Annotated in this window: 21 protein-coding genes and 1 pseudogene; 15 read left to right on the top strand and 7 right to left on the bottom strand. The window is 75.0% G+C overall.

Features of this window, described 5'->3' with window-relative positions; genetic code table 11:
- Positions 1 to 33: 33 nt before the first annotated feature.
- Both D5H78_RS08325 and D5H78_RS08320 read left to right on the top strand, forming a co-directional pair.
- Positions 34 to 426: an OB-fold nucleic acid binding domain-containing protein gene (locus tag D5H78_RS08325; RefSeq protein WP_119949993.1), complete on the top strand. Its 393-nt coding sequence runs from the start codon at positions 34 to 36 to the stop codon at positions 424 to 426.
- Positions 423 to 1148 (top strand): annotated as a pseudogene (locus tag D5H78_RS08320) (DUF3159 domain-containing protein); the annotation flags it as partial. The gene D5H78_RS08325 and the pseudogene D5H78_RS08320, both read left to right, overlap by 4 nt.
- Before the next feature lie 112 nt (positions 1149 to 1260).
- Here D5H78_RS08320 and D5H78_RS08315 read toward each other — a convergent pair.
- Together D5H78_RS08315 and D5H78_RS08310 are read right to left on the bottom strand one after the other, a co-directional pair.
- Positions 1261 to 1926: a potassium channel family protein gene (locus D5H78_RS08315; protein ID WP_119949991.1), complete on the bottom strand. Its 666-nt coding sequence runs from the start codon at positions 1924 to 1926 to the stop codon at positions 1261 to 1263.
- 1 nt (position 1927) lies between these two features.
- Positions 1928 to 2587 (bottom strand): potassium channel family protein, encoded by a 660-nt coding sequence (locus tag D5H78_RS08310; protein WP_119950264.1) that lies wholly within the window; start codon positions 2585 to 2587, stop codon positions 1928 to 1930.
- A 92-nt stretch (positions 2588 to 2679) separates the two neighbouring features.
- On the opposite strand from D5H78_RS08310, the gene D5H78_RS08305 reads away from it, so the two are divergent.
- Together D5H78_RS08305 and D5H78_RS08300 are read left to right on the top strand one after the other, a co-directional pair.
- Entirely contained in the window at positions 2680 to 4713 is a 2034-nt protein-coding gene (locus D5H78_RS08305) for an APC family permease (RefSeq protein WP_119949990.1), read from the top strand.
- Positions 4710 to 5930, top strand: a complete 1221-nt coding sequence (locus D5H78_RS08300; RefSeq protein WP_119950263.1) for a class I SAM-dependent RNA methyltransferase — start codon at positions 4710 to 4712, stop codon at positions 5928 to 5930. The genes D5H78_RS08305 and D5H78_RS08300 overlap by 4 nt, the downstream gene beginning before the upstream one ends.
- Positions 5931 to 5939: 9 nt before the next feature.
- Here the strand turns inward: D5H78_RS08300 and D5H78_RS08295 are convergent, their stop codons facing one another.
- Genes D5H78_RS08295 through D5H78_RS08280 form a run of 4 tightly spaced genes read right to left on the bottom strand, consistent with a single transcriptional unit; the run spans position 5940 to position 8708 of the window.
- Positions 5940 to 6692: an SDR family oxidoreductase gene (locus D5H78_RS08295; protein ID WP_119949989.1), complete on the bottom strand. Its 753-nt coding sequence runs from the start codon at positions 6690 to 6692 to the stop codon at positions 5940 to 5942.
- Positions 6689 to 7381 (bottom strand): hypothetical protein, encoded by a 693-nt coding sequence (locus D5H78_RS08290; RefSeq protein ID WP_119949988.1) that lies wholly within the window; start codon positions 7379 to 7381, stop codon positions 6689 to 6691. The genes D5H78_RS08295 and D5H78_RS08290 overlap by 4 nt, the downstream gene beginning before the upstream one ends.
- Positions 7378 to 8316: an ATP-binding cassette domain-containing protein gene (locus D5H78_RS08285; protein WP_119949987.1), complete on the bottom strand. Its 939-nt coding sequence runs from the start codon at positions 8314 to 8316 to the stop codon at positions 7378 to 7380. Before D5H78_RS08285 ends, D5H78_RS08290 begins: the two co-directional genes overlap by 4 nt.
- On the bottom strand, positions 8313 to 8708 hold the full coding sequence (locus D5H78_RS08280; RefSeq protein WP_119949986.1) for a GntR family transcriptional regulator: 396 nt from the start codon (positions 8706 to 8708) through the stop codon (positions 8313 to 8315). The genes D5H78_RS08285 and D5H78_RS08280 overlap by 4 nt, the downstream gene beginning before the upstream one ends.
- Before the next feature lie 196 nt (positions 8709 to 8904).
- Between D5H78_RS08280 and D5H78_RS08275 the strand changes: the two genes are divergently transcribed.
- From D5H78_RS08275 to D5H78_RS08255, 5 genes are all read left to right on the top strand, one after another.
- Positions 8905 to 11775 (top strand): aconitate hydratase, encoded by a 2871-nt coding sequence (locus tag D5H78_RS08275; protein WP_119949985.1) that lies wholly within the window; start codon positions 8905 to 8907, stop codon positions 11773 to 11775.
- A 129-nt stretch (positions 11776 to 11904) separates the two neighbouring features.
- Positions 11905 to 12276, top strand: a complete 372-nt coding sequence (locus D5H78_RS08270) for a hypothetical protein (protein ID WP_119949984.1) — start codon at positions 11905 to 11907, stop codon at positions 12274 to 12276.
- 256 nt (positions 12277 to 12532) lie between these two features.
- Entirely contained in the window at positions 12533 to 13648 is a 1116-nt protein-coding gene (locus tag D5H78_RS08265) for a sugar ABC transporter substrate-binding protein (protein WP_119949983.1), read from the top strand.
- Between the two features lie 107 nt (positions 13649 to 13755).
- Entirely contained in the window at positions 13756 to 14562 is an 807-nt protein-coding gene (locus D5H78_RS08260) for an ATP-binding cassette domain-containing protein (RefSeq protein WP_119949982.1), read from the top strand.
- Between the two features lie 26 nt (positions 14563 to 14588).
- The gene (locus D5H78_RS08255; RefSeq protein ID WP_119949981.1) at positions 14589 to 15884 is read left to right on the top strand and encodes a sugar ABC transporter permease; all 1296 of its coding nucleotides are present in this window, start codon (positions 14589 to 14591) and stop codon (positions 15882 to 15884) included.
- A 9-nt stretch (positions 15885 to 15893) separates the two neighbouring features.
- Here the strand turns inward: D5H78_RS08255 and D5H78_RS08250 are convergent, their stop codons facing one another.
- Entirely contained in the window at positions 15894 to 16991 is a 1098-nt protein-coding gene (locus D5H78_RS08250) for a LacI family DNA-binding transcriptional regulator (protein ID WP_218566381.1), read from the bottom strand.
- Positions 16992 to 17390: 399 nt separating this feature from the next.
- Here D5H78_RS08250 and mmsA point away from each other — a divergent pair, with 399 nt between their 5' ends.
- The 6 genes from mmsA to D5H78_RS08220 all read left to right on the top strand — a co-directional run.
- Entirely contained in the window at positions 17391 to 18938 is a 1548-nt protein-coding gene (mmsA, locus tag D5H78_RS08245; protein WP_119949980.1) for a multiple monosaccharide ABC transporter ATP-binding protein, read from the top strand.
- Complete coding sequence (mmsB, locus tag D5H78_RS08240; protein ID WP_119949979.1) at positions 18935 to 20239, top strand: multiple monosaccharide ABC transporter permease; 1305 nt, start codon at positions 18935 to 18937, stop codon at positions 20237 to 20239. Before mmsA ends, mmsB begins: the two co-directional genes overlap by 4 nt.
- A 98-nt stretch (positions 20240 to 20337) precedes the next feature.
- Positions 20338 to 21462, top strand: coding sequence for a substrate-binding domain-containing protein (locus tag D5H78_RS08235; RefSeq protein ID WP_119949978.1), 1125 nt, complete (start codon positions 20338 to 20340; stop codon positions 21460 to 21462).
- Between the two features lie 175 nt (positions 21463 to 21637).
- A complete protein-coding gene (locus tag D5H78_RS08230) occupies positions 21638 to 22888 on the top strand; it encodes an AGE family epimerase/isomerase (protein WP_119949977.1) in 1251 nt (416 codons plus the stop codon).
- A gap of 67 nt (positions 22889 to 22955) precedes the next feature.
- A complete protein-coding gene (dxs, locus tag D5H78_RS08225) occupies positions 22956 to 24857 on the top strand; it encodes a 1-deoxy-D-xylulose-5-phosphate synthase (RefSeq protein ID WP_119949976.1) in 1902 nt (633 codons plus the stop codon).
- Positions 24858 to 24944: 87 nt separating this feature from the next.
- A partial coding sequence (locus D5H78_RS08220) for a fibronectin type III domain-containing protein (RefSeq protein ID WP_165865659.1) occupies positions 24945 to 25702 on the top strand: 758 nt, incomplete at its 3' end.

Raw genomic sequence — 25702 nt, 5'->3', positions numbered from 1 at the left:
GACGCACGCCCCGGACGGGGATAGCCTGGGGGCATGAGCGTCGCCGCCCCGAGCCGCCTGCGCCGCGCCCTCGCCCGCTTCGCCTCCTCGCCGCAGGAGCTCGAGGCCGAGGAGCTGCGCACCACCTGCACCGTCGTCGGTGCGACCCCGGTCGCCGAGCTGGCCGCGCGCCAGCGCGTGACCGTCGCCGGCACCCTGCGGACCGTGACCCTGCGGCCCCGTGCCGGCGTCCCGGCGCTCGTGGCCGAGCTCTACGACGGCTCCGGCACCATGGACGTGGTGTGGCTGGGGCGCCGTCAGATCCCCGGCATCGTCCCGGGCCGCCCGGTCGTCGCGCACGGGCTCGTCTCGTGCGAGGAGGGCCGGCCGACCATGTACAACCCGCGCTACGAGCTGCGCTGCACGGGTCCCGCGCAGGACGGATGAGCGCGACCGGCGGCAGCGCCCACGGGTCGGAGCAGGGCTCGCAGCACCAGCAGGGCCCGCAGCACCAGCAGGGCCCGCAGCACCAGCAGGGCCCGCAGCACCAGCAGGGGCAGCAGGGGCGCCGGGCGGGCCTGCGCGCCTTGGCCGAGCAGGACCGCCTCGACGTCGTGGCGGCCGTCGGCGGCCCGGTCGGCATCGTCGAGTCGGTGGTGCCCGGCGTCGTCTTCGTCGTCGCGTACGCCCTGACCTCCGAGCTGCGCCCGTCCGTCTACGCCGCGGTGGGGCTCGCCGCGCTCATCGCCCTCGTGCGCCTCGTGCGCCGGGAGTCCCCCCAGCAGGCGCTCGGCGGCCTGCTCGGCGTCGGCGTCTGCGCCTTCGTCGCCTCGCGCACCGGCCGCGCGGAGGACTTCTACCTGCCCGGGCTCTGGATCAACGTCGCGTACGCCGCGGGCTACGTCGTCTCGATCTTCGTGCGGTGGCCGCTGCTCGGGGTCTTCCTCGGCCCGCTGCTCGGCGAGGGCTTCGCCTGGCGCGACGACCCGCGCCGGCTGCGGGCGTACCAGCGGGCGAGCTGGATCTGGGTCGCCCTCTTCCTGTCGCGGCTCGCCGTGCAGTGGCCGCTGTACGAGGCCGGCGCCGTCGAGGCGCTCGGCATCGCGCGGGTGGCCATGGGCTTCCCGCTCTTCGGCCTCGCCATCGCCCTGTCGTGGCTCGTGCTGCGCCGGGTCCCGCCGGCGGTCAAGCGGCCGTTCGCCGTCCCGGTGCGCATCGTGGACCCGCCGGGCTCCGGTGCCGACGGGGCGCCGCAGCAGGAGCGCTGACCCGCCCCGAACCTCAGCGCAGGTGCGGGGCGAGCAGGTCCTCGAGCTCGCGGCTCATGTCGGGGCTCGCCACGAAGAGCAGCTCGTCGCCGGCCTCGAGCGGGTCGTCCTGGCTCGGCACGACGGGGTGCCCCTCGCGGATGATCGCCACGAGCGCGGTGTCGGCGGGCCAGGCGACGTCGCCGACCCGGGTGCCCGCCATGGGGGAGTCCACCGGCAGCGTGATCTCGAGCATGTCGGTGCCGGACTGCTGGAACGTGAAGATGCGCACGAGGTCGCCGACGCTCACGGCCTCCTCGACGAGGGCGGTCATGATGCGCGGGGTCGAGACCGCGACGTCGACGCCCCAGGCCTCGTCGAACATCCACTCGTTCTTCGGGTTGTTGACCCGGGCGACGGTGCGGGGGACGCCGTACTCGGTCTTGGCCAGCAGCGAGACGACGAGGTTGACCTTGTCGTCGCCGGTGGCGGCGACCACCACCTGGCAGCGCTGGAGCCCGGCCTCCTCGAGCGAGGCGATCTCGCACGCGTCGGCGACGAGCCACTCGGCGTCGGGCACGCTCTGGACCTTGATCGCCGAGGGGCTGCGGTCCACGAGGAGCACCTCGTGGCCGTTCTGCAGCAGCTCGCGGGCGATGGAGCGGCCGACGCTGCCGGCCCCTGCGATGGCGACGCGCACGTCAGGCCTCCGGTCCGCGGGCGAAGAGGTCCTCGATGCGCTCGGCGTCCTCGTCGCGCATCACGAGGTGGACGAGGTCGCCGTCCTGCACGACGGTGCCGGGCTCGGGGAGCACGCCGGCGCCGTACCGCGTGAGGAAGGCGACGCGCGCCCCGGAGTCGCGCTCGAGCCTGGACACCCGCTGGCCGACCCACGAGGGGTCGACGTGCACCTCGGCGAGGCGGACCGTCCCCGTGGGGTCGCGCCACTCGGCCTCCGCCCCGGCGGGGAGCAGGCGCCGGAGCATCTGGTCGGCGGTCCAGCGCACCGTGGCGACGGTGGGGATGCCCAGGCGCTGGTAGACCTCGGCGCGCCCCGGGTCGTAGATGCGCGCGACGACGTTCTCCACGCCGAAGGTCTCGCGGGCCACCCGGGCGGCGAGGATGTTCGAGTTGTCGCCGCTGCTCACCGCGGCGAAGGCGTACGCGTCCTCGATGCCGGCCTCGAGCAGGGTGTCGCGGTCGAAGCCGACCCCGGTCACGGTGCGCCCCTGGAAGTGCGAGCCGAGCCGGCGGAACGCGTCGGCCGCCTGGTCGACGACGGCGACCGTGTGCCCCTTGTCCTCGAGGCTGTGCGCGAGGGTCGAGCCGACCCGCCCGCACCCCATGATCACGAAGTGCACGGAGCGGTCCCACGCCTTCCTGCTCGACACCGCGCGCCCGGACGGGCGGTCGACGGCCGACGCTACACGCAGCGCGCCGGGGCGGGCCTAGCATGGACCGAGTGTCCAAGGTGACCGACCTGCCCAAGCGCATCCTCGTGGGGCGGGCCCTCCCCAGCAACCGCCTCGGCGAGACGCTGCTGCCCAAGCGCCTCGCCCTGCCGGTGTTCGCGTCCGACCCCCTGTCCTCGGTGTCGTACGCGACCCAGGAGATCCTGCTCATGCTCACGCTGGGCGGGCTCGCGTACCTCTACCTCACGCCGTACCTCGCCGCCGCGGTGTTCGTGCTGCTCTGCGTCGTCGTCGCCTCGTACCGCCAGCTGGTGCACGCGTACCCGACGGGCGGCGGCGACTACCAGGTCGCCCGGGAGAACCTCGGCGACAAGGCCGGCCTCACCGTCGCCAGCGCCCTGCTCGTCGACTACGTCCTCACCGTCGCGGTGTCCGTCTCGGCGGGCGTGGACAACATCATCTCGGCGGTCCCGGCGCTCGTGGACCACCGCGTGGCCATCGCCGTCGGCTTCGTCGTCTTCCTCACCGCGATGAACCTGCGCGGCGTGCGCGAGTCCGGCACGGCGTTCGCCGTGCCCACCTACCTCTTCGTGGTCGGCGTCCTCGGCATGGTCGTGTGGGGGCTGCTGCGCACGCTGCTCGGCGACGCGCCGGTGGCCGAGAGCGCCCCGTACGACGTCGAGCCCGAGCAGACGGGGATCGCCGGCCTGGCCCTGGTGTTCTTCGTCCTGCGCGCGTTCTCCAGCGGCTGCACCGCCCTGACCGGCGTGGAGGCCATCGCGAACGGCGTGCCGGCGTTCAAGAAGCCCAAGAGCAGGAACGCGGCGACCACGCTGCTGCTCATGGGCACGCTGGCGATGTCGATGTTCCTCGGCATCACCGCGCTGGCCCTCATCAGCGACGTCCGGTACGTCGAGAACTCCTGCGACCTCATCGGGCTCGAGGACTGCAGCGGGCACGTGCAGCGGACGGTCATCGCGCAGGTCGCGGCGGCCGTGTTCGGCGGCGACACCTCGCCGTTCTTCTTCTTCATCCAGGCCGCGACGGCCGCGATCCTCATCCTCGCGGCCAACACGGCGTACAACGGCTTCCCGCTGCTCGGCTCGATCCTCGCCCAGGACCGCTACCTGCCCCGCCAGCTGCACACCCGCGGCGACCGGCTCGTCTTCAGCAACGGGATCATCGTCCTGGCGAGCGCGGCGGGCGTGCTCATCGTCGCCTTCGAGGCCTCGGTCACCCGGCTCATCCAGCTCTACATCATCGGCGTCTTCACCTCGTTCACCCTCGGGCAGATCGGCATGGTCCGGCACTGGAACCGGCTGCTCGCCGAGGGCCCGGCGCCCGAGGAGCGCGCGCGGATGGTGCGCTCGCGGGCCATCAACGCCACCGGCGCCTCGCTCACCGGCCTCGTCCTCGTCATCGTGACGATCACGAAGTTCACCCACGGGGCCTGGCTCGTCTTCCTCGCGATGCCGGTGCTCTTCCTGCTCATGCGCGGCATCCAGCAGCACTACGACCGGGTCGCCCGCGAGCTCGCGGTCGACGACGACGCCGAGCCGCCGATGCTGCCGAGCCGCAACCACGCCATCGTCCTCGTCAGCAAGATCCACAAGCCGACGCTGCGCGCGCTGGCGTACGCCCGCGCCTCGCGCCCCTCGACGCTCGAGGCGGTCACCGCCTCCGTGGACGAGGACGAGGTGCGCGCGCTGCAGGCCGAGTGGGACCGCCGCGGCATCCCGGTGCCGCTCAAGGTGCTCGACTCGCCGTACCGCGAGATCACCCGCCCCGTCGTGGACTACGTCAAGTCGGTGCGCCGGGCCAGCCCCCGCGACGTCGTGACGGTCTACATCCCGGAGTACGTGGTCGGGCACTGGTGGGAGCAGGTGCTGCACAACCAGAGCGCGCTGCGGCTCAAGGGCCGGCTGCTCTTCACCCCGGGGATCATGGTCACGAGCGTGCCGTGGCAGCTGCGCTCGTCCGCCGACGCAGAGGCGCGCCTCGACGCCTCGGCCCCCGGCGACGTGCGCCGCGGCGCGGCGGCCCCCGCCGACGACCGCGTCCGGGCGGAGCTCTGAGCCGGCGGGCGCGCGAGGGCGCGCAGCGCGGGGCGGACCTCGCCGGCACCGAGGTCGAGGTCGAGGTCGGCCCGGTCGCGCACGGCGGGCACTGCGTCGCGCGGCACGAGGGGCGCGTGCTCTTCGTGCGGCACACGGCGCCGGGGGAGCGGGTGCGGGCCCGCGTCACCGAGGGCCGCGAGGGCGACCGGTTCCTGCGCGCCGACGCCGTCGAGGTCCTGCAGGCCTCGCCGCACCGGGTCGAGCCGCCGTGCCCCCACGCCCGGCCGGGACGCTGCGGCGGCTGCGACTGGCAGCACGTGGACCTCGCCGAGCAGCGGCGCCTGAAGGCCGCGGTCGTCCAGGAGCAGCTGCGCCGGCTCGCCGGGCTCGAGCGCGACGTCGTCGTCGAGGCGGTGCCGGGCGACGACGGCGGGCTCGGCTGGCGCACCCGGGTGACGTACGCGGTCGACGCGTCCGGGCGGGCCGGCCTGCGCCGGCACCGCTCCCACGAGGTCGAGCCGATCAGCTGGTGCCGCATCGCGGCCCCGGCGGTCGTGGCGCTCGGCGTCACCGACCGGCCCTGGCCGGGGACCCGCGCGGTGGAGGCGGTGGCGGCGGCCTCGGGCCCGGCCCTCGTGCCGTCGCCGCCGGGGGCCGGCCCCGACGAGGTGGTGGTGGAGCGGGCCGCCGGGCGTGACTGGCGCGTCGCGGTGGACGGCTTCTGGCAGGTGCACCCCGGCGCCGCGCAGGTCCTCGTCGACGCGGTGCTCGAGGGCCTCGCGCCGCGCGAGGGCGAGCGGGTGCTCGACCTCTTCGCCGGGGTCGGGCTCTTCGCCGGGGCGCTGGGGGAGCGGGTCGGGCTGACCGGGCGGGTCGTCGCGGTGGAGGGCGACCGCGCCGCCGCCGCGCACGCGCGGGAGAACCTCGCGGACCTCGCGCACGCGCGGGTCGAGCGCGGGGACGTCGCCCGGGTGCTGCGCCGCGAGGGGCTGCGCCGGGCGGACCTCGTGGTGCTCGACCCGCCGCGCACCGGCGCGGGGCGCGAGGTCGTGGCCGCCGTGGCCGCGTCGGGCGCGCGGGCGGTCGCGTACGTCGCCTGCGACCCCGCCGCGCTCGCGCGCGACCTGGCCTGGTTCGCCGAGCGGGGCTACGCCCTGGAGGGCCTGCGGGCGTTCGACCTGTTCCCCATGACGCAGCACGTGGAGTGCGTGGCGGTGCTGCGCCCGGCCGGCTGAGGGGCGCCCTCAGGCGCCGCCGGCCACCCGCAGGACGGCGCCGGAGACGTACGACGCCTCCGGGCCGAGCAGCCACGCGACGGCGGGGGCCACCTCGTCCGGCTCCCCGGGCCGCCCCATCGGCACGCCGGCGCCGACCCGCTCGGCGCGACCGGCCTCCCCGGCGTCCTCGTGGATGCGGGTGCGCACGACGCCGGGGGCGACGCAGGCCACCCGCACCCCGTCGCCGGCCAGCTCCCTCGCCAGCCCCACGGTGGCGGCCTCGACGCCGGCCTTGGCGGCGGCGTAGTGGACGTACTCGTGCGGCGAGCCGGTCGAGGCCGCGACCGAGGAGACGGTGACCACCGCCCCGCCCGCGCCGCCGCGGCGCACCGACAGCAGGGGCACGGCCGCGCGGACGCAGAGCAGGGTGCCGAGCAGGTTCACGTCGACGACCCGCCGGACCACCTCGACCGGCGTGTCCGCGAGGTCGCCGAGGTGCGCGGTCAGCCCGGCGCACGTCACCAGCCCGGTCAGGCGGCCGAGCCCCGCGGCCGTGGCCAGCAGGCGGTCGACGTCGGCCGGGTCCGCCACGTCGGCCGCGACGGGGACGGCGCGCACCCCGTGGGCGCGGGCCCGGGCCGCGCTCGCCTCCGCGGCGGCGGCGTCGCGCGCGTACCCGACGACGAGGTCGTGCCCCTCGCGGGCCAGCCGCTGCACCACCGCGGCGCCGATGCCCCGGGCCCCTCCGGTCACGACGGTGAGCGGGCGCCCGCCGCTCACGGCGTCGTCCGGCGCAGCGCGGCCCAGGCGGCGCCGGCCAGCGCGGCGGCCAGCGCCAGCGGCAGGGCGCCCAGCAGGGTGGCCGCCGGCATCGCGGTCAGCGCGTCGCCGAGGTCGCCCCACCAGCCGCGGGCGCTGACGAGGACCGCAGCGCCGCCCAGGACGAGGACGAGCGCGCTCGTGGTGACGAAGAGGCCGTTCGTGCCCCAGCGCTGCAGCACGGCGCCGGTCGCGACACCGGCGACCAGGGCCGCCAGGACGGGTGCGGTCAGCGCCGCCCAGCGCGTCGCGGCGCCGGCGCCCTCGGGCACGAAGGCGCCGAAGAACTCCAGCGAGGCGCCCCAGCCGCCGGTGGCGCGCTCGAGGGCGTCGCCGAGGAGCAGGCCGGTGCCGTGCACGGCCGCGAGCGCCGTGCAGGCCAGCAGGGTGGCCAGGAAGAACGCCCGTCGCGAGGCGCCGAGCGCCATGGCCAGCGGCAGGAGCCGGGTGACCCACTGCGAGGCGGCGACCGCGGCCACGATCGGCAGCGAGACGACGCCGCCCGTGCCCGACCCGGAGCCCGCCTCCTCGACGACGTTCCAGATCGCGAGGTTGACGAGGAAGGAGCTGGCCAGGATGCCCCAGGGCCAGCCGAGGAAGCCGGGCCAGCCGACCACGTGCAGCCGGGCGACGGTCAGGACGCGGTTCACGGCAGGACCTCCTGCGGGGCGGGGCGGGGGGTGAGGGGCGGCGCGGGTGGGGCGCCGCCGGCCGCGGTCGCGCGCACGATCAGCTCCTGCAGCGGGACGGGCTCGAGCGCGACGCCCGCGGCGCGCGCGGCGAGCGCCTCGTCCTCGTCGAGGGCGCCGAGGGCGACGGCCCGCCGGGTGCCCCCGAGGGACTCGTCGGCGAGCAGCGTGCGGCCCGCCGCGGCGCGGCCGACCGCGGCGGCCGGGCCGAGGAGCCGTACGGCGCGCCGGCGCAGGTCCTCGGCGGGCTCGTCGAGCAGCACCCGGCCGCGGTCGAGGAGCACGACGTGCTCGAGCAGGTCGCCGACCTCGTCGATGAGGTGCGTCGACAGGACGACCGTGCGCGGGTGCGTCGCGACGTCCTCGAGGAGGCGGTCGTAGAAGAGGCGGCGGGCGACGGCGTCGAGGCCGAGGTACGGCTCGTCGAAGAGCGTCAGCGGGGCGCGCGCGGCGAGGCCCACGACGACGCCGAGGGCGGAGAGCGTGCCGCGGGAGAGCCTGCCCACCCGCCGGCGCGGTGGGAGGGCGAGCTCCTCGGCGAGGCGGCGGGCGTACGCCCCGTCCCAGCGCGGCTGCAGCAGCGCGGCCGCGGCGAGGACGTGGCGCACCTCGTACCAGTCGGGGTAGCGCTGCGCCTCGCTCACGAGGCACACGCCGGCCAGGACCGCGTCCTGCTCGTACGGGTCGCGCCCCCCGACCCGGACCGTGCCGGCGTCGGGCAGCGCGTGCCCGGCGAGCAGGCGCAGCAGGGTGGACTTGCCGGCGCCGTTGCGCCCGAGCAGGCCGGTGACGGCCCCCTCGGGGAGGGCGACGGTGACGTCGTCGAGCGCGCGCACGCCGCGCCACCCCTTGAAGACGCCCTCGAGGACGGCGGCGGGTGCGGGCCCGGGGCTCACGAGCGAGCCCCCGCGCCGTCGGCGGCGCCCTGCGCCAGTGCGGACTCCAGCATGGAACGGACCTCCTGCGGGTCGAGACCGAGCGCCCGCGCCTCCTCGACGAGGGGGCCGACGTACTGGCGGGCGAAGGAGCGGCGGCGCCGCTCGAGGAGGCGCTCGCGGGCGCCGTCGGAGACGAAGGCCCCGAGGCCGCGGCGCTGGTGGAGCACACCGTCGTCGACGAGCTGCTGCAGGCCCTTCGCGGCGGTGGCCGGGTTGATGCGGTGGAACGCGGCGAGCTCGTTGGTGGACGGGGCCCGGGCGCCCTCGGGCAGCGAGCCGTCGAGCACGGCCGCCTCGACGAGCTCGGCGACCTGCCGGAACAGGGGCGCGCCGTCAGGCCCGCCCGGCACCGGACCTCCTAGGTTCCTTACTCATGTAAGGAACCATGGAGGTGCGGCGCGGTGCTGTCAAGGGGTGCGGCGGGGCCACCCCGTGTTATCTTGACGTCGAGATACTTTCCGGAGCCCCGCCCGCGGGTGGGGCCACCCCCAGCGGTGGCCCGGACCGTCGGGGCGGGCAGGATGGGCGGGACGAGAGGGGACGCGCATGAGCGTGGACAGCTTCGGCAGCAAGGGCCGGCTCGAGGTCGGCGACGAGGCCTACGACATCTACCGGCTCGGTGCGCTGGACGGCCTGCAGGAGCAGGTCGCGCGGCTGCCGTACTCGCTGAAGGTGCTGCTGGAGAACCTCCTGCGCACCGAGGACGGGGCGAACATCACCGCGGAGCACATCCGCGCCCTCGCCGGCTGGGACGCCTCGGCGCACCCGTCGGTCGAGATCCAGTTCACCCCGGCCCGCGTCGTCATGCAGGACTTCACCGGGGTGCCCTGCGTGGTGGACCTGGCCACCATGCGCGAGGCCATGGCCTCGCTCGGCGGCGACGTGTCGAAGATCAACCCGCTGGCGCCCGCCGAGCTCGTCATCGACCACTCGGTCATCGCCGACGTCTTCGGCCGCCCCGACGCGTTCGAGCAGAACGTCGACATCGAGTACCAGCGCAACCTCGAGCGCTACCAGTTCCTGCGCTGGGGCCAGGGCGCCTTCAGCGAGTTCAAGGTCGTCCCGCCGGGCACCGGCATCGTGCACCAGGTCAACATCGAGCACCTGGCGCGCACGGTCATGGTCCGCGACGGCGTGGCCTACCCCGACACCTGCGTCGGCACCGACTCGCACACCACGATGGTCAACGGGCTCGGCGTGCTCGGCTGGGGCGTCGGGGGCATCGAGGCCGAGGCCGCGATGCTCGGCCAGCCGGTCTCGATGCTCATCCCGCGCGTCGTCGGCTTCAGGCTGAGCGGCGAGCTCCCGGAGGGCGCGACCGCCACCGACCTGGTCCTCACCATCACCGAGATGCTGCGCCGCCACGGCGTGGTCGGGAAGTTCGTCGAGTTCTACGGCGAGGGCGTCTCGGCGGTCCCGCTGGCCAACCGGGCCACGATCGGCAACATGAGCCCGGAGTTCGGCTCGACCGCGGCGATGTTCCCCATCGACCAGGAGACCCTGCGCTACCTGCAGCTCACCGGCCGCTCGGCCCAGCAGGTCGCGCTCGTGGAGGCGTACGCCCGCGAGCAGGGCATGTGGCACGACCCGTCCGCGCAGGGCTACGTCGAGCCGGTCTTCAGCGAGTACCTCGAGCTCGACCTCGCCACGGTCGTGCCGTCGATCTCCGGCCCGAAGCGCCCGCAGGACCGGATCGCGCTGTCCGACGCCAAGACCGCGTTCCGCACCTCCCTGCGCGACTACGTGGAGCACGACGTCACCGGCGGCGACGACCGCGAGCCCGGCGTCCCGCAGCAGACGGCGCCGCACGGCGTCGCCTCCGCCGTCGACGAGGCGTCGTCGGAGTCGTTCCCGGCGAGCGACCCGGCCACCCCGGCGCCCGGCGAGGAGGGCGAGGACGTCGACGGCCGCCCCGAGGAGCACCCGGCCGCCGCCCCGGCCGACGGGCGCCCGAGCGCGGCGGTGCCGGTGCGCCTGGCCGACGGCACGGAGTTCGTGCTCGACCACGGCGCGGTCGTCATCGCGGCCATCACCTCGTGCACCAACACCTCGAACCCGTCGGTGATGATCGGCGCGGCGCTCGTGGCCAAGAAGGCCGTCGAGCGGGGCCTGACCGCCAAGCCGTGGGTCAAGACGACGCTCGCCCCCGGGTCGAAGGTCGTCAGCGACTACTACGAGCGGGCCGGCCTCACGCCGTACCTCGACAAGCTCGGCTTCAACCTCGTCGGGTACGGCTGCACCACCTGCATCGGCAACTCGGGGCCCCTCATCGAGGAGGTCAGCGCGGCGGTCAACGAGGCCGACCTCGCCGTCACCGCGGTGCTGTCCGGCAACCGCAACTTCGAGGGGCGCATCAACCCCGACGTGAAGATGAACTACCTCGCCTCGCCGCCGCTCGTGGTGGCGTACGCGATCGCCGGGACGATGGACCTCGACGTCGTCGAGGAGCCGCTGGCCCTCGACCCCGACGGGCAGCCGGTCTACCTGCGCGACCTGTGGCCCTCGAGCCAGGAGGTCCAGGAGGTCATCGACTCGGCGGTGGCCGCGGAGATGTTCAGCCGCGACTACGCCGACGTGTTCGCCGGTGACGAGCGCTGGCGCGGCCTGCCGACCCCGACGGGCGACACCTTCGCCTGGGACCCGGAGTCGACCTACGTGCGGCGCCCGCCGTACTTCGAGGGCATGCAGGCCCAGCCGCAGCCGGTGACCGACATCGAGGGCGCGCGGGTGCTCGCCAAGCTCGGCGACTCGGTGACGACCGACCACATCTCGCCCGCGGGCGCGATCAAGGTCGACAGCCCGGCCGGGAAGTACCTCGGCTCCAAGGGCGTCGAGCGGCGCGACTTCAACTCGTACGGCTCGCGCCGCGGCAACCACGAGGTGATGATCCGCGGCACGTTCGCGAACATCCGCCTGCGCAACCAGATCGCGCCGGGCACCGAGGGCGGGTTCACGCGCGACTTCCTCGCCGGCGGCGAGGTCACGACGATCTACGACGCGTCGCAGGCGTACCAGGCCGCGGGCGTCCCGCTCGTCATCCTCGCCGGCAAGGAGTACGGCTCGGGCTCCTCGCGCGACTGGGCGGCCAAGGGCACGGCGCTGCTCGGCGTGCGGGCCGTCATCGCGGAGTCGTACGAGCGCATCCACCGCTCGAACCTCATCGGGATGGGCGTGCTGCCGCTGCAGTTCCAGCCGGGGGAGAGCGCCGAGAGCCTCGGCCTCACCGGCGAGGAGACCTTCACCATCACCGGCGTGACCGGGCTCAACGACGGCGCGACGCCCGAGACGGTGACGGTCCGCGCGGACGGCACGGAGTTCCGCGCCACCGTGCGCATCGACACCCCGGGCGAGGCGGACTACTACCGCCACGGCGGGATCATGCAGTACGTGCTGCGCAACCTCGCCGGGCTGGCCTGACCCAGGACGGCCGGCGCCGCGCGACCGCGCGGAGGGCGCCCCCCACGTGCACCGTGCGCGTGGGGTGGCGCCCTCCGCGCGTCCGGGCGGGCGCCGGGGCTGTCGGACCCGCGACGCACACTGGTCCGCGTGAGCACCCCCGCCGTCCCGCCCGGCTGGCCGGGCGAGGTCCGCCCGCCCGGCGCCCCCGACTGGGAGGCGACGGCCGTCGCCTGGCTGCTGGACCTCTGCCCGCCGGACCACCGGCGCTACGACGTGCTGCGCAAGCACCCCGTCGTGCTGGCGCGCTTCGCCGCGCACCACGTCGCCGGGGCGGTGCGCGCGACGCGCGAGGGGCTGGCCACCTGCCGGACCGAGCTGCGCGACGCCGTGCCGCCGGAGGCCGTGGCCGCCGCGGTGCAGGCCTGGGAGCGGGAGGGGGCGCGCCTCGTCGGTGTGGAGCGGGCCGTCGGGCTCGTCGAGCAGGCGCTGCGCGGCCGCCGCTTCGTCGCGCGGCTCTGAGCCGGCCCTGAGCCGGCCCTGAGCGGCCCCGAGCCGGCCCTGCCGCGGGCCCGGGCGCGCTCCCAGGCGCGGTGCCCGGTGCGCCCGCTACGCCCCCTTGTCCCGGAAGTCTCCGGTAACAGTTCGGCAAACGCCGTGGTCGATGTCGCGCAACACGGCTCGCGCGGGCCGGCGGGGCCCCACGATGGGCGCGGACCCGGCAGAACCGGACCGGGTCCCCGTCCGCCCCCGCGGACCAGACCTGTGGAGACGACCCATGGTGCATCGACGCATCCTCGCCGCGGCGGCGTCCGCGGCCCTCGCGCTGAGCCTGGCGGCCTGCGGCGACGACGACTCCGGCAGCGGCGGCACGGCGTCCGGCGGCGGCAGCACGGGCAGCAGCACGGGCGGGGCGCAGGCCGAGGGCAAGGTCGGCGTGATCCTCCCCGACACCGAGTCCTCCGCCCGCTGGGAGACCGCGGACCGCCCCCTCCTCGCGCAGGCCTTCGAGGAGGCCGGCATCGAGTACGACATCCAGAACGCCGAGGGCGACGCCCAGCGGATGCAGACCATCGCCGACCAGATGATCACCGGCGGCGTGACCGTGCTCGCGATCGTCAACCTCGACTCGGCCTCGGGCGCGCAGATCCAGAGCACCGCGCAGCAGCAGGGCGTGCTCACCATCGACTACGACCGCCTGACCCTCGGCGGCTCCGCGGAGTACTACGTCTCGTTCGACAACGTCGAGGTCGGCCGGCTCCAGGGCCAGGGGCTCCAGCAGTGCCTCGGCGAGGGGCCGAAGAACATCGCCTACCTCAACGGCTCGCCCGACGACAACAACGCCACGCTCTTCTCCCAGGGCGCCCACGAGGTCCTGGACGCGGTGCAGGACTACACCGTGGTCGCCGAGCAGGCGGTGCCGGGCTGGGACAACCAGCAGGCGGCGACGATCTTCGAGCAGATGTACACCGAGGCGGGCGGCCAGATCGACGGCGTCCTCGCCGCCAACGACGGCCTGGGCAACGCGGCGATCTCGATCCTCGCGCGCAACCAGGCCGCCGGGGAGGTGCCGGTGACCGGCCAGGACGCCACCGTCGAGGGCCTGCAGAACATCCTCGCCGGCAACCAGTGCATGACGGTCTACAAGCCCATCGCGGAGGAGGCCAACGCCCTCGCCGAGCTGGCGATCGGGCTCATCAACGGCGAGGAGGCCAGCGGCACCGAGGAGGTCGAGGACCCCGAGGGCGGGCGCCAGGTGCCGTCGGTGCTCCTCGACCCGGTGGCGGTCTTCCGCGACAACGTCAAGGACGTCGTCGACGACGGCTTCGTCACCGCCGCCGACCTGTGCACCGGCGAGTTCGCCGCCGACTGCACCGAGCTCGGCATCCAGTAGCCCACCCCGGCGCGCGGCGGCGCGGTGCCCTCGACGGCACCGCGCCGCCCGCGCGCCCGGCCGCCCGGCGGGCGGCGGGCCCGCACGACCGACAGACAGGACGAGGCATGGACCACGGGACGACCCCCGCCGCGACGGCGCCGGGGCAGCCGCTGCTCGAGCTGCGCGGGGTGGAGAAGCGGTTCGGCGCGGTGCAGGTGCTGCACGGGGTCGACCTCAAGGTCTACCCGGGCACGGTCACCGCGCTCGTCGGCGACAACGGCGCCGGCAAGAGCACGCTGGTCAAGTGCATCGCGGGGATCCACCCGATCGACGGTGGCGAGTACCTCTTCGAGGGGCGCCCGGTGAGCGTGTCCGGGCCGCGCGACGCCGCCGCCCTGGGCATCGAGGTCGTCTACCAGGACCTCGCGCTGTGCGACAACCTCGACGTCGTGCAGAACATGTTCCTCGGCCGCGAGCGCCGCCACGGCGTGCTGCTCGACGAGCCGTCGATGGAGCAGGCGGCCCGCGACACCCTGGCCAAGCTCTCCGTGCGCACCCTCGCCAGCGTCCGCCAGCTCGTCGCGAGCCTCTCCGGCGGCCAGCGCCAGACGGTGGCCATCGCCAAGGCGGTGCTCTGGGACAGCAAGGTCGTGCTCCTCGACGAGCCGACCGCGGCGCTCGGCGTCGCCCAGACCCGCCAGGTGCTCGACCTCGTGCGCCGCCTCGCCGACACCGGCCACGCGGTCGTGCTCATCTCGCACAACATGAACGACGTCTTCGAGGTGGCCGACCGCGTCGCGCCGCTCTACCTGGGCCGGATGGCCGCCGACGTGGCCACCGCCGACGTGACCCGCGCCCAGGTCGTCGAGCTCATCACGACCGGCCGCTCCGGGGAGCTGGGGCTCGGCCCCGCCGCCGGCAGCGCCGCCTGAGCCCCCACCCCCGTACGAGGAGCACCATGACCCAGCTGCCGGACACGGCACCCGCGCCCGGGCCGGGCCCGGCCGACGACCCCGCGGCGGGCGCCTTCCGCGCCGACCGGCAGGAGACGAGCGTCGGCGGCGCCGTGCGGGCGTACGTCGACCGCATCCGCGGCGGCGACCTCGGCGCGCTCCCGGCGGTGCTCGGCCTGCTCGCCCTCTGCGCGCTGTTCACCGCGCTGCGGCCCGAGACCTTCCCGACGGCCCTGAACGTCAACAACCTGCTCGTGCAGGCCGTCCCGATCACCCTGCTCGCCATGGGTCTCGTCTTCGTGCTCCTGCTCGGCGAGATCGACCTGTCCGCCGGCGTCGTCAGCGGCGTGTGCGCGGCGGTCCTGGCGCAGATGCTGGCGGTGCAGGGCGCGAGCTGGTGGGTCGCGACGCTGGCCGCGCTGGCCGCGGGCGCGCTCATCGGCCTGGTCACCGGCTCCCTCGTGGCGCTGGTGGGCATCCCCAGCTTCGTCGTGACGCTGGCGCTGTTCCTCGGCCTGCAGGGCGCGACCCTGCGCATCATCGGCGAGGGCGGCACGGTCCCCGTGCGCGACGAGGTGGTCCGCGGCATCGCGAACAGCACGATGCCGGTGGCATGGGGCTGGGGCCTCGCGGTCGCGGGCTCGCTGGTCTGGGGCGCGCTGTCGCTGCTCGGCTGGCAGCGCAAGCACGCCCGGGGCCTGGCCCGCCAGCCGCTGCCGGTCGTCGTCGCGAAGGTCGTCGTCGTGTCGGTGCTCGTGCTGGCGACGGTCGCCGTGCTCAGCGCGGACCGCGCGCTCAACCCCGCCGTCGAGCTCGCCGGCGTGCCGTACGCCGTGCCGCTCGTCGTCGTGCTGCTCGTCGCACTGTCGTTCGTGCTGGGCCGCACGGCCTTCGGCCGGCACGTGTACGCCGTGGGCGGCAACGCCGAGGCGGCGCGCCGCGCGGGCATCCCGGTCGCCCGGATCCGGGTGGCGGCCTTCGTCATCTCCTCGACGATGGCGGCGGTCAGCGGCATCGCGGCCGCGTCGCGCCTGAGCTCGGTGACGCCCGGCTCCGGCGCCGGCAACACCCTGCTCTACGCGGTGGGCGCGGCGGTCATCGGCGGCACGAGCCTCTTCGGCGGGCGCGGGCGGGTGCGCGACGCCCTGCTCGGCGGTCTCGTCATCGCGGCCATCGCGAACGGCCTGGGGCTGCTCGGCGTCGAGGCGTACCTCAACTACCTCATCACCGGCGGCGTCCTGCTCCTCGCGGCGAGCGTGGACGCGCTGGCCCGCCGGCGGGCGGCGGCCACCGGGCACTGACGGGGCCGCTCAGGCGAGCGCCGCGGCCGCCCGGGACGGGGCGGCCGCGGCGGGCCCCCGCTCCCCGCTGCCGCGGCGCACGAGGGTCGCGGGCAGCAGCACCTGCTCGGGCAGCCCCGGGCCCGCGGCGAGGCGGGCCAGCGCGAGGCGCCCCGCCCGTCCGCCCATGGCCGCCGGGTCGTTGGCGACCACCGTCGTGCCCAGCGCCTCGGCGAGGTCGAAGTCGTCGAAGCCCACGACGGCCTGCGCGCCGCCCGTGGTCAGCAGGGCGGCCACGACGCCCACGGTGATGCGGTTGTTGAGGCCGAAGAAGGCCGTGGGGGGCTCCGGCGCGGCGAGCAGGCGCAGCGCCGTCGCCCGCGCCGCCGGCACGTCGTGCACGTCGACGACGAGCAGCCGCGGCTCGAGCCCCAGCCCGTGCGCGCGGGCGGCCTCCCGGAAGGCGGCGAGGCGCTCGCGGGCGGTGAAGTTGGCGATCCGGTCGGCGATGACGGCGATGCGCCGGTGCCCGGCCGCGACGAGGGCGTCCACCGCCTGGCGGACCCCCGTGCGGTTGTCCCAGAGCACGACGTCGGCGGCCAGGCCGGTCGGCGGGCGGTCGACGAACACCAGCGGGGTGCCGGCGCTGCGCTCGCCCTCGAGGTAGCGGTGGTCCTCGGCGACGGGCACCACGAGCAGGGCTCGGACGCGCCGCTCGAGCATCGTCTGCACGACCGCGCGCTCGCGCTCGGGGTCGTCGTCGGTCGAGGCGATGACCAGCTCGAGGTCCTCCGCGCGCAGCGCCCGCTCCACGCCCGCGGCGAGGTGGGAGTAGAACGGGTTCTCCAGCCCGCCGATGACCAGGCCCACCGCGCCGGTGCGCGCCCCCTGGCGCAGCTCGCGCGCGAGGCGGTTGGGCCGGAAGCGCAGCGCCGCCGCGGCCCGCGCGACCCGCTCGCGGGTGGCGTCGCGGACGTTGGGCTCGCCGTTGAGCGCCCGGGCGACGGTCTTGGCGCTGACCCCGGCCAGGCGGGCGACGTCCTGCAGCGTCGCCGCGACGGCGGGTGCGGGCGGCGACGGGGGAGCGGGCCCCGGGTGCGGCCCCTCCAGCGCGTCCACGGCGTCCACGGGGCCTCCTGGGGCAGGGCGGCCCGGGGGTGCGGGCCGGACGGCCGCGGGCGGAGGTACGGCCGCGGCGGCCGCTGGTCGGGTGGGTCGGCGCGGTCCTGCGCCGTGCCGGTGCGGCGGGCCCCCGGCCCGCGTCGGCACTCCAGCATGACATCGATGACACGCTCCGCGCACGTCGCCGTGACAGGGCTGTGACCTGCGGCTCCACGGCAACGGAACGGTCACGGACCCGCGCGGCGGCCCGCGTTGACATCGATGACATGCGAACGTAGTGTCCCGGCGCGCGGCACCGCGGCCGAGGGGGCCCGAGCCCTCCCGGACGCCCCTGCCCGCCCTGCACGCGCCCGGGCCCGGCACCACGACGGGGCCGGCCCCCATCGACCGGCACAGGAGCGGCACATGCGCCCAGGTCCCACGATCCTGGAGATGCGCTCGATCACCAAGACCTTCCCGGGCGTGAAGGCGCTGTCCGACGTGTCCCTGCGCGTGCACGCCGAGGAGATCCACGCGGTCTGCGGCGAGAACGGCGCGGGCAAGTCGACGCTCATGAAGGTGCTCTCGGGCGTCTACCCGCACGGCACCTACGAGGGGCAGATCCTCTACCAGGGCGAGGAGGTGCGCTTCCGCGACATCCGCTCCAGCGAGGACGCCGGCATCGTCATCATCCACCAGGAGCTGGCGCTCATCCCCGAGCTCTCCATCACGGAGAACATCTTCCTGGGCAACGAGCCCACGCGCTTCGGGGTCATCGACTGGCAGCGCGCCCGCGAGCAGGCGGTCGAGCTGCTCGCGCGGGTCGGCCTGCGCGAGGACCCCGACACGCTCATCAAGAACATCGGCGTCGGCAAGCAGCAGCTCGTGGAGATCGCGAAGGCGCTCGCCAAGTCCGTGAAGCTGCTCATCCTCGACGAGCCGACCGCCGCCCTCAACGAGGCCGACTCCCAGCACCTGCTCGAGCTCATCGTGGGGCTCAAGCACAAGGGCATCAGCTCGATCATCATCAGCCACAAGCTCAACGAGATCGCGCAGGTGGCCGACGCCATCACGATCATCCGCGACGGCCGGGCCATCGAGACGCTCGACGTCGCCGAGGGCGGCGTCGACGAGGACCGCATCATCCGCGGCATGGTCGGGCGGGAGCTGGAGAGCCGTTTCCCGCCGCGCACCCCCGTCATCGGCGACGTGCTCCTCGAGGTCCGCGACTGGACCGTGCAGCACCCCCTCGACGCGGACCGGCTCGTCTGCAAGGGCGAGAGCTTCGTCGTCCGCCGGGGCGAGATCGTCGGCTTCGCCGGCCTCATGGGCGCCGGGCGCACCGAGCTCGCGATGAGCGTCTTCGGCCGCTCCTACGGCACCTACCTGTCCGGCCAGGTGCTCATCGACGGGCGCGAGGTGCAGCTGCGCAGCGTCTCCGAGGCCATCGAGCACGGGCTGGCGTACGTCAGCGAGGACCGCAAGGTGCTCGGGCTGAACCTCCTCGACGACATCAAGCGCTCGACGGTCTCGGCCAAGCTGCGCAAGATCTCGCGCGGCCCGGTCGTCGACGCGTTCCAGGAGCACGACGTCGCCGAGTCCTACCGCACGAGCCTGCGGATCAAGACGCCGTCGGTGGACATGGGCGTCGCCAAGCTCTCCGGCGGCAACCAGCAGAAGGTCGTGCTGGCCAAGTGGATGTTCACCGACCCCGACGTGCTCATCCTCGACGAGCCGACGCGCGGCATCGACGTCGGCGCCAAGTACGAGATCTACGGCATCGTCCAGCAGCTCGCGGCGCAGGGGAAGGCCGTCATCGTCATCTCGTCGGAGCTCCCTGAGCTGCTCGGGCTGTCCGACCGCATCTACACCATCTTCGAGGGCTCGATCACCAACGAGTTCTCCACGGCAGAGGCAGACCCGGAGACCCTCATGAAGAACATGACCTCGCGCTCGGCGGCGGCGGCCCGATGAAGGCGCTCTCCGACCTCAAGCGGATGTTCGGCGGCGGCCAGTCCGGCGGCCGCCAGTTCGGGATGATCTTCAGCCTGGTGGCGATCGTCCTGCTCTTCCAGTTCCTCACGGACGGGCTGACGCTCTCCAGCGGCAACCTCATCCAGCTGGTGAGCCAGTACTCCTACATCCTCATCCTGGCCATCGGCATGGTCATGGTCATCATCGCCGGGCACATCGACCTGTCCGTGGGCTCGGTGGCGGCCTTCTGCGGCATCGTCGTCGCCACGGCGATGCAGGACTGGGGCCTGGCCTGGCCGCTGGCGATCCTGCTCGGCCTCGCCGTCGGCGCCGTCATCGGCGCGTGGCAGGGTTTCTGGGTGGCGTACGTCGGCGTCCCCGCCTTCATCGTGACCCTGGCGGGCATGCTGCTGTTCCGCGGCGGCAACCAGTACATCGGCAACGCCGACACGATCCCGGTGCCCGAGGGCTTCCGCGAGATCGGCGCGGGCTTCCTGCCCGAGTGGGGGCCGGACACGGGCTACAACAACTCCACGCTCCTGCTGGGGCTGCTGCTCTGCCTGCTCATCGCGGTGCGGGAGTACCGCCTGCGCGCGGTGCAGTCCCGGATGCGCTCGGAGATGGCGCCGGCCTGGGTGAGCCTGGTCAAGGTGGGGCTGCTCGTCGCGGTCGTCGTCTACTTCACGCTGCTCTTCGCGAGCGGGCGGGTCGGCACGAGCTTCCCGGTCTCCGGCGTCATCCTGCTCGTGCTCGTGCTCGTCTACTCGTTCGTCACCCGCTCGACGATCTTCGGCCGGCACATCTACGCGGTCGGCGGCAACGCCCACGCCGCCGAGCTCTCCGGCGTGAAGTCCCGGCGGGTCAACTTCTTCGTCATGATGAACATGTCGGTCCTGGCCTCGCTCGCCGGCATGATCTTCGTGGCCCGCTCCGCGGCCTCCGGCCCGCAGGACGGCCTCAACTGGGAGCTCGACGCCATCGCCGCGGTCTTCATCGGCGGTGCCGCGGTGGCCGGCGGCGTCGGCACCGTCATCGGGTCGATCATCGGCGGCCTCGTCATGGCGGTGCTCAACAACGGCCTGCAGCTGCTCGGCGTCGGCGCCGACCGGGTCCAGATCATCAAGGGCCTGGTCCTGCTCGCCGCGGTGGCGCTCGACGTCTACAACAAGAAGCAGGGCCGGCCGTCGATCACCGGCTACCTCACCCGCAGCTTCCGGCGCCCGGCCACGCCGGAGCCGGAGGGCCTCGCGCCCACCTCGGGCACCCCGGAGTCGGCGCGCCCGACCGTGCCCACCCCCTGACCACCCCTCGCACGCGGCGCGCCGCGCCGCACCGGCAGGACGACCCAGCACGACCAGCACGGAGGCAGCGGTGCCTCCTGTACGGAAGAAGGAACCAGATGCGTCGCATCGCCAAGCCCACCGCCGCGCTCGCGGCCGTGGCCATGATCGCCCTCGCCGGCTGCGGCTCCGGCCGTGACGACAGCTCCGCCAGCGGCACCGGCTCGTCCGGGGACAGCGGCGCCGCGGCCGAGGGCTTCGAGCAGGGCTCGCTCATCGGCGTGGCCCTGCCCGCCAAGACCTCGGAGAACTGGGTGCTCGCGGGCGACCTGTTCAGCCAGGGCCTGCAGGAGGCCGGCTTCGAGGGCGACGTGCAGTACGCCGCCGCCTCCGGCACCGTCGCGGACCAGCAGGGCCAGATCTCCAGCATGGTCACCAAGGGCGCGAAGGTCATCGTCATCGGCGCGGCCGACGGTGGTCAGCTCACCACGCAGGTCGAGCAGGCCAAGGCCGCCGGCGCCACGGTCATCGCGTACGACCGGCTCATCCTCAACACCGAGGGCGTCGACTACTACGTCGCGTACGACAACTTCAACGTCGGGGAGCTGCAGGGCCAGGCGCTGCTCGAGGGCATGAAGGCCCAGAAGCCCGAGGGCCCCTGGACCATCGAGCTGTTCTCCGGCTCGCCCGACGACGCCAACTCGCAGGTGTTCTTCGACGGCGCCATGTCCGTGCTGCAGCCGGCGATCGACGCCGGCGACGTCGTCGTGGGCTCGGGCCAGACCGAGATCGAGCAGACGGCGACGCAGGGCTGGAAGCCGGAGAACGCCCAGAGCCGCATGGACTCGCTCCTCACGAGCACCTACGGCGACAAGGAGCTCGACGGCGTCCTGTCCCCGAACGACACCCTGGCCCGCGCGATCATCACCTCGGTCAAGGGCGCCGGCAAGCCGATCCCGGTCGTCACCGGCCAGGACTCCGAGGTCGAGTCGGTCAAGTCCATCGTGGCCGGCGAGCAGTACTCCACGATCAACAAGGACACCCGCGCCCTCGTCGAGCAGACCGTCAGCATGGTGACCGCGCTGAGCACGGGCGAGGAGCCCGAGGTCAACGACACCGAGTCGTACGACAACGGCGTCAAGACCGTCCCGGCGTACCTCCTCCCGCCGCTCATCGTCACCAAGGACAACGTGGTCGAGGCGTACGCGAACGACCCGAACCTCGCCCCGCTCACCAAGGGCTGAGCACCCGCACGGCGGGCAGGACAGCACGAGCAGCAGGACCAGCAGGACCAGCACGACCAGCACGACCAGCACGACCAGCACGACCAGCAGCACCGTCGCCGGCCGGCGCACCCCGGGTCCGCCCGGGGAGCGCCGGCCGGTGCGCGTCCCGCCACCGCACGACTTGGAGCACCCGATGACCCCCTGGACCCAGCTGCCCCCGCACCTGCGCTGGCTCGACGAGGAGTGCCGCCGCCTGCTGGCGTTCGGCGCCCGCGCCGCGCACCCGCTCGGCGGGGCGGCCTGGCTGGGCCCGACGGGGGAGCCGGCGGTGGACGAGCCGGTGCGCACGTGGATCACCGCGCGCACCGTCCACGTCCAGTCGCTGGGGCACCTGCTGGGGGTCCCGGGCTGCGGGCCGCGCGCCGACGCCGCGCTCGCGGGGCTCACCGGGGTGCTGCGCGACGCCGAGCACGGCGGCTGGCACCCCTCGGTCGCCGCGGACGGCACCCCGGAGGGGGGCAAGGCGGCGTACGACCACGCCTTCGTCGTGCTCGCCGCCTCCAGCGCCGCGGTCGCGGGGCGCCCGGGGGCGCGGGCGCTGCTCGACGAGGCGCTCGCGGTGCTCGACGAGCGCTTCTGGGACGACGCCGCGGGCCTGTGCGCCGACCGCTGGGACACCGCGTGGACGGCGCTGGACGACTACCGCGGCGTGAACGCGAACATGCACGCGGTCGAGGCGCTCATGGCGGCCGCCGACGCGACGGGGGACCCGCGCTGGCGCGGCCGTGCGCTGCGCATCGCGACGTCGGTCGTCGGCTGGGCCCGCGCGACCTCCTGGCGCATCCCCGAGCACTTCGACCCGCAGTGGCGCCCGCTGCCCGAGCACCACGCGGACCAGCCGGACCACCCGTTCCAGCCGTACGGCGCCACGGTCGGGCACGCCCTGGAGTGGGCGCGGCTGCTGCTGCACCTGGAGGCCGGGCTCGCGGCCGCCGGTCCCGCGCCGGCCTCGGGCGACCTGCCCGGGGGCGAGCTGCTGCCGGCGGCGCGGGCGCTCTACGCGCAGGCGGTCGAGGACGGCTGGCACGCCGACGGCGCCAGCGGCTTCGTCTACACGACCGACTGGGACGGCAAGCCGGTGGTGCGCGACCGCATGCACTGGGTGGCCGCGGAGGCGATCGGCGCCGCGGCGGCGCTGCACCGGCGCACCGGCGAGGACCGCTACGCCGAGGACTACCGCCGCTGGTGGGACTGGACGGCCGAGCACCTCCTGGACCTGCGCGACGGCTCGTGGGTGCACCAGCTCGACGCGACGAACACCCCCACGGGGACCGTGTGGCCGGGCAAGCCCGACCTGTACCACGCCGTGCAGGCCACGCTCGTGCCCCGGCTGCCGCTGGCGCCGGGGCTGGCCGCGGGCCTGCGCGCCGGGCTGCTGGCGTAGCGGCGCCCACCTACAGTGGAGGGGCGCCCGCACCGCACGGCGGGCGCGGGCGAGAGGGGACCGGACGTTGGGGCAGCTCGAGCACATCACGGGCCCGCAGGACCTGCGCGGGCTCGGGCCCGCGGAGCTGGAGCAGCTCGCCCGCGAGGTGCGCGCGTTCCTCGTCGAGCACGTGTCGCGCACCGGCGGGCACCTCGGGCCCAACCTCGGCGCGGTCGAGCTGACCATCGCGCTGCACCGGGTCTTCGACTCCCCGCGCGACACCATCGTCTGGGACACCGGGCACCAGGCGTACGTCCACAAGCTCCTCACCGGCCGGGCCGACGGCTTCGCGCGGCTGCGCCAGCGCGGCGGGCTGTCGGGCTACCCGAGCCGGGCCGAGTCCGAGCACGACGTCGTGGAGAACTCCCACGCGTCCACGTCGCTGTCCTGGGCGGACGGCATCGCCAAGGCCGACGAGCTCCTCGGGCACGACGACCGGACCGTCGTGGCGGTCATCGGCGACGGCGGGCTCACCGGCGGCATGGCGTGGGAGGCGCTCAACGGCATCGCCGCGGCCGACCGGCCGGTGGTCGTCGTCGTCAACGACAACGAGCGCTCGTACGCGCCGACGGTCGGCGGCCTGGCCAACCACCTCGCGACGCTGCGCACGACCCGCGGCTACGAGCGCTTCCTCGACTGGGGCAAGCAGGTGCTCGGCCGCACGCCGGTCGTGGGCGCGCCGGTCTACGACGCGCTGCACGGGATGAAGAAGGGCCTCAAGGACGTCGTGGCGCCGCAGGGCCTCTTCGAGGACCTCGGGCTCAAGTACGTCGGCCCGGTGGACGGGCACGACGTCGAGGCGCTCGAGCACGCGCTCGCGCGGGCCAAGGCGTTCCGCGGGCCGGTCATCGTGCACGCGCTGACCCGCAAGGGCCTGGGCTACGAGCCGGCCGAGGCCGACGAGGCCGACCGCTTCCACGGCATCGGCGCCATCGACCCGCTGACCGGGCGCAGCCTCGCGGTGAAGACCACCTCGTGGACCTCGGTGTTCGCCGAGGAGCTGCGCGACGTGGCCGAGGAGCGCCCCGACGTCGTCGGCATCACCGCGGCCATGTGCATCCCGGTGGGCCTGCACCTGCTGCAGGCGGCGCACCCGGAGCGGGTCTTCGACGTCGGCATCGCCGAGCAGCACGCGGTGACCTCGGCGGCGGGGATGGCGTACCGGGGGCTGCACCCCGTGGTCGCGGTCTACGCGACGTTCCTCAACCGGGCCTTCGACCAGCTGCTCATGGACGTGGCGCTGCACCGGGCCGGCGTCACCTTCGTGCTCGACCGCGCCGGGGTCACCGGCGACGACGGCGCGAGCCACAACGGGATGTGGGACCTGTCGCTGCTGTCGGTGGTCCCGGGCGCCCGCGTGGCGGCCCCGCGCGACGCGGTGACCCTGCAGGAGGAGCTGCGCGAGGCGCTCGACGTCGACGACGCGCCCACCGTGCTGCGCTTCCCCAAGGGTCCCGTGCCGGGGGCGCTGCCCGCCCTCGAGCGCCGCGGCGGGGTCGACGTGCTGCGCCGGGACGGCGACGAGGACGTGCTGCTCGTCGCGGTCGGGCCGATGGCGGGGCTGTGCCTCGAGGTGGCGGACCGGCTCGCGGACCAGGGGGTCGGGGCGACCGTCGTGGACCCGCGCTGGGTGCTCCCCGTCGCCGAGGAGGTCGTGGCGCTCGCGGCGCGGCACCGGCTGGTCGTCAGCGTCGAGGACGGCGGGCGCGCCGGTGGCGTGGGCAGCGTCCTCGCGCGCGCGCTGCGCGACGCCGGGGTCGGCACGCCGCTGCGCGACTACGGCATCCCGCAGCGCTTCCTCGAGCACGCCAAGCGCGCGGAGGTCCTCGAGGAGGTCGGCCTCACCGCGCAGGAGGTCAGCCGGCAGGTCGTCGAGGCCGTGGCCGGGCTCGACGCGGAGCCGACGGGCGCCCCGCTGCACGACTGACACCCGTACGGCCCTGCTCCCGCCGGGGCCGCCCGCCGATGGGACGGCGCGGTGGCAGCGGTCCACCGGGGGCAGCGGAGGCGGGTCGTGGAGCACGCGGGCGGGGTCGGTCGGGGTCGTCGGGGCGGGGCGCTGGTGCGGGGCGCCCTCGTCCGGGCGGTGGCGGTGGCGCTGGCGCTCGGCGCGGTCGCGGCGGGGGCCCCGCCCTGGCCCGGCCCGCAGCGGGAGCTGCGCGTGCAGCCGGTCAGCGTGACCGACCCCGCCCCGCCCACCGACGTCGTGGTGACCCCCGCCGACCGGGCGCTGGCCGTCGCGTGGACCGCGCCCAAGGAGAACTTCCTCAGCGGCTACCGGGTCTACGTCGACGGCGTGCTCCGGGCCAGCCCCACCAGCCCCGGGGTCACGCTGACCGGGCTCGTCAACGGCACGCCCTACGTCGTCACCGTCACCTCGGTGACCACCCGCCTGCTCGTCGAGCACGAGGGCACGCAGGCGAGCGCCCCGGTCACGGGCGTCCCGCGGGACGCCGTGCCGCCGGCGGCACCGGCCGTGACGGCCACCCGCGGCGACGGCAGGGTCTCCCTGGTCTGGCCGGCCGCCCCCGAGTACGACGTGGACGCCTACGAGGTGCTGCGCGACGGTGCCGCGGTGAGCGGCCTGCTGGGCCGCGCCACGACGTCCTGGACCGACACCGCGGTGGTCAACGACCGGACGTACCGCTACGCGGTGCGGGCCCGCGACACCTCCGGCAACTGGTCCCCGCTGACCGGTCCCGGGGTCGCGGCGACGCCGACGGACCTGACGGCGCCGTCGGCGCCGGCGGACCTGGTGGCGCAGCGGGGCGA

Source organism: Vallicoccus soli, assembly GCF_003594885.1.
GTDB lineage: Bacteria > Actinomycetota > Actinomycetes > Motilibacterales > Motilibacteraceae > Vallicoccus > Vallicoccus soli.
The sequence above is the reverse complement of the archived record's forward strand: the minus strand, read 5'-3'. Positions and strand labels throughout refer to the sequence as shown.

Excerpts from the sequence above, each read along its gene's own strand:
- D5H78_RS08325 (WP_119949993.1), top strand. The coding sequence starts at position 34 with ATGAGCGTCGCCGCCCCGAGCCGCCTGCGCCGCGCCCTCGCCCGCTTC.
- D5H78_RS08305 (WP_119949990.1), top strand. The coding sequence starts at position 2,680 with ATGGACCGAGTGTCCAAGGTGACCGACCTGCCCAAGCGCATCCTCGTG.
- D5H78_RS08275 (WP_119949985.1), top strand. The coding sequence starts at position 8,905 with ATGAGCGTGGACAGCTTCGGCAGCAAGGGCCGGCTCGAGGTCGGCGAC.
- D5H78_RS08265 (WP_119949983.1), top strand. The coding sequence starts at position 12,533 with ATGGTGCATCGACGCATCCTCGCCGCGGCGGCGTCCGCGGCCCTCGCG.
- D5H78_RS08260 (WP_119949982.1), top strand. The coding sequence starts at position 13,756 with ATGGACCACGGGACGACCCCCGCCGCGACGGCGCCGGGGCAGCCGCTG.
- D5H78_RS08255 (WP_119949981.1), top strand. The coding sequence starts at position 14,589 with ATGACCCAGCTGCCGGACACGGCACCCGCGCCCGGGCCGGGCCCGGCC.
- mmsA (WP_119949980.1), top strand. The coding sequence starts at position 17,391 with ATGCGCCCAGGTCCCACGATCCTGGAGATGCGCTCGATCACCAAGACC.
- mmsB (WP_119949979.1), top strand. The coding sequence starts at position 18,935 with ATGAAGGCGCTCTCCGACCTCAAGCGGATGTTCGGCGGCGGCCAGTCC.
- D5H78_RS08235 (WP_119949978.1), top strand. The coding sequence starts at position 20,338 with ATGCGTCGCATCGCCAAGCCCACCGCCGCGCTCGCGGCCGTGGCCATG.
- D5H78_RS08230 (WP_119949977.1), top strand. The coding sequence starts at position 21,638 with ATGACCCCCTGGACCCAGCTGCCCCCGCACCTGCGCTGGCTCGACGAG.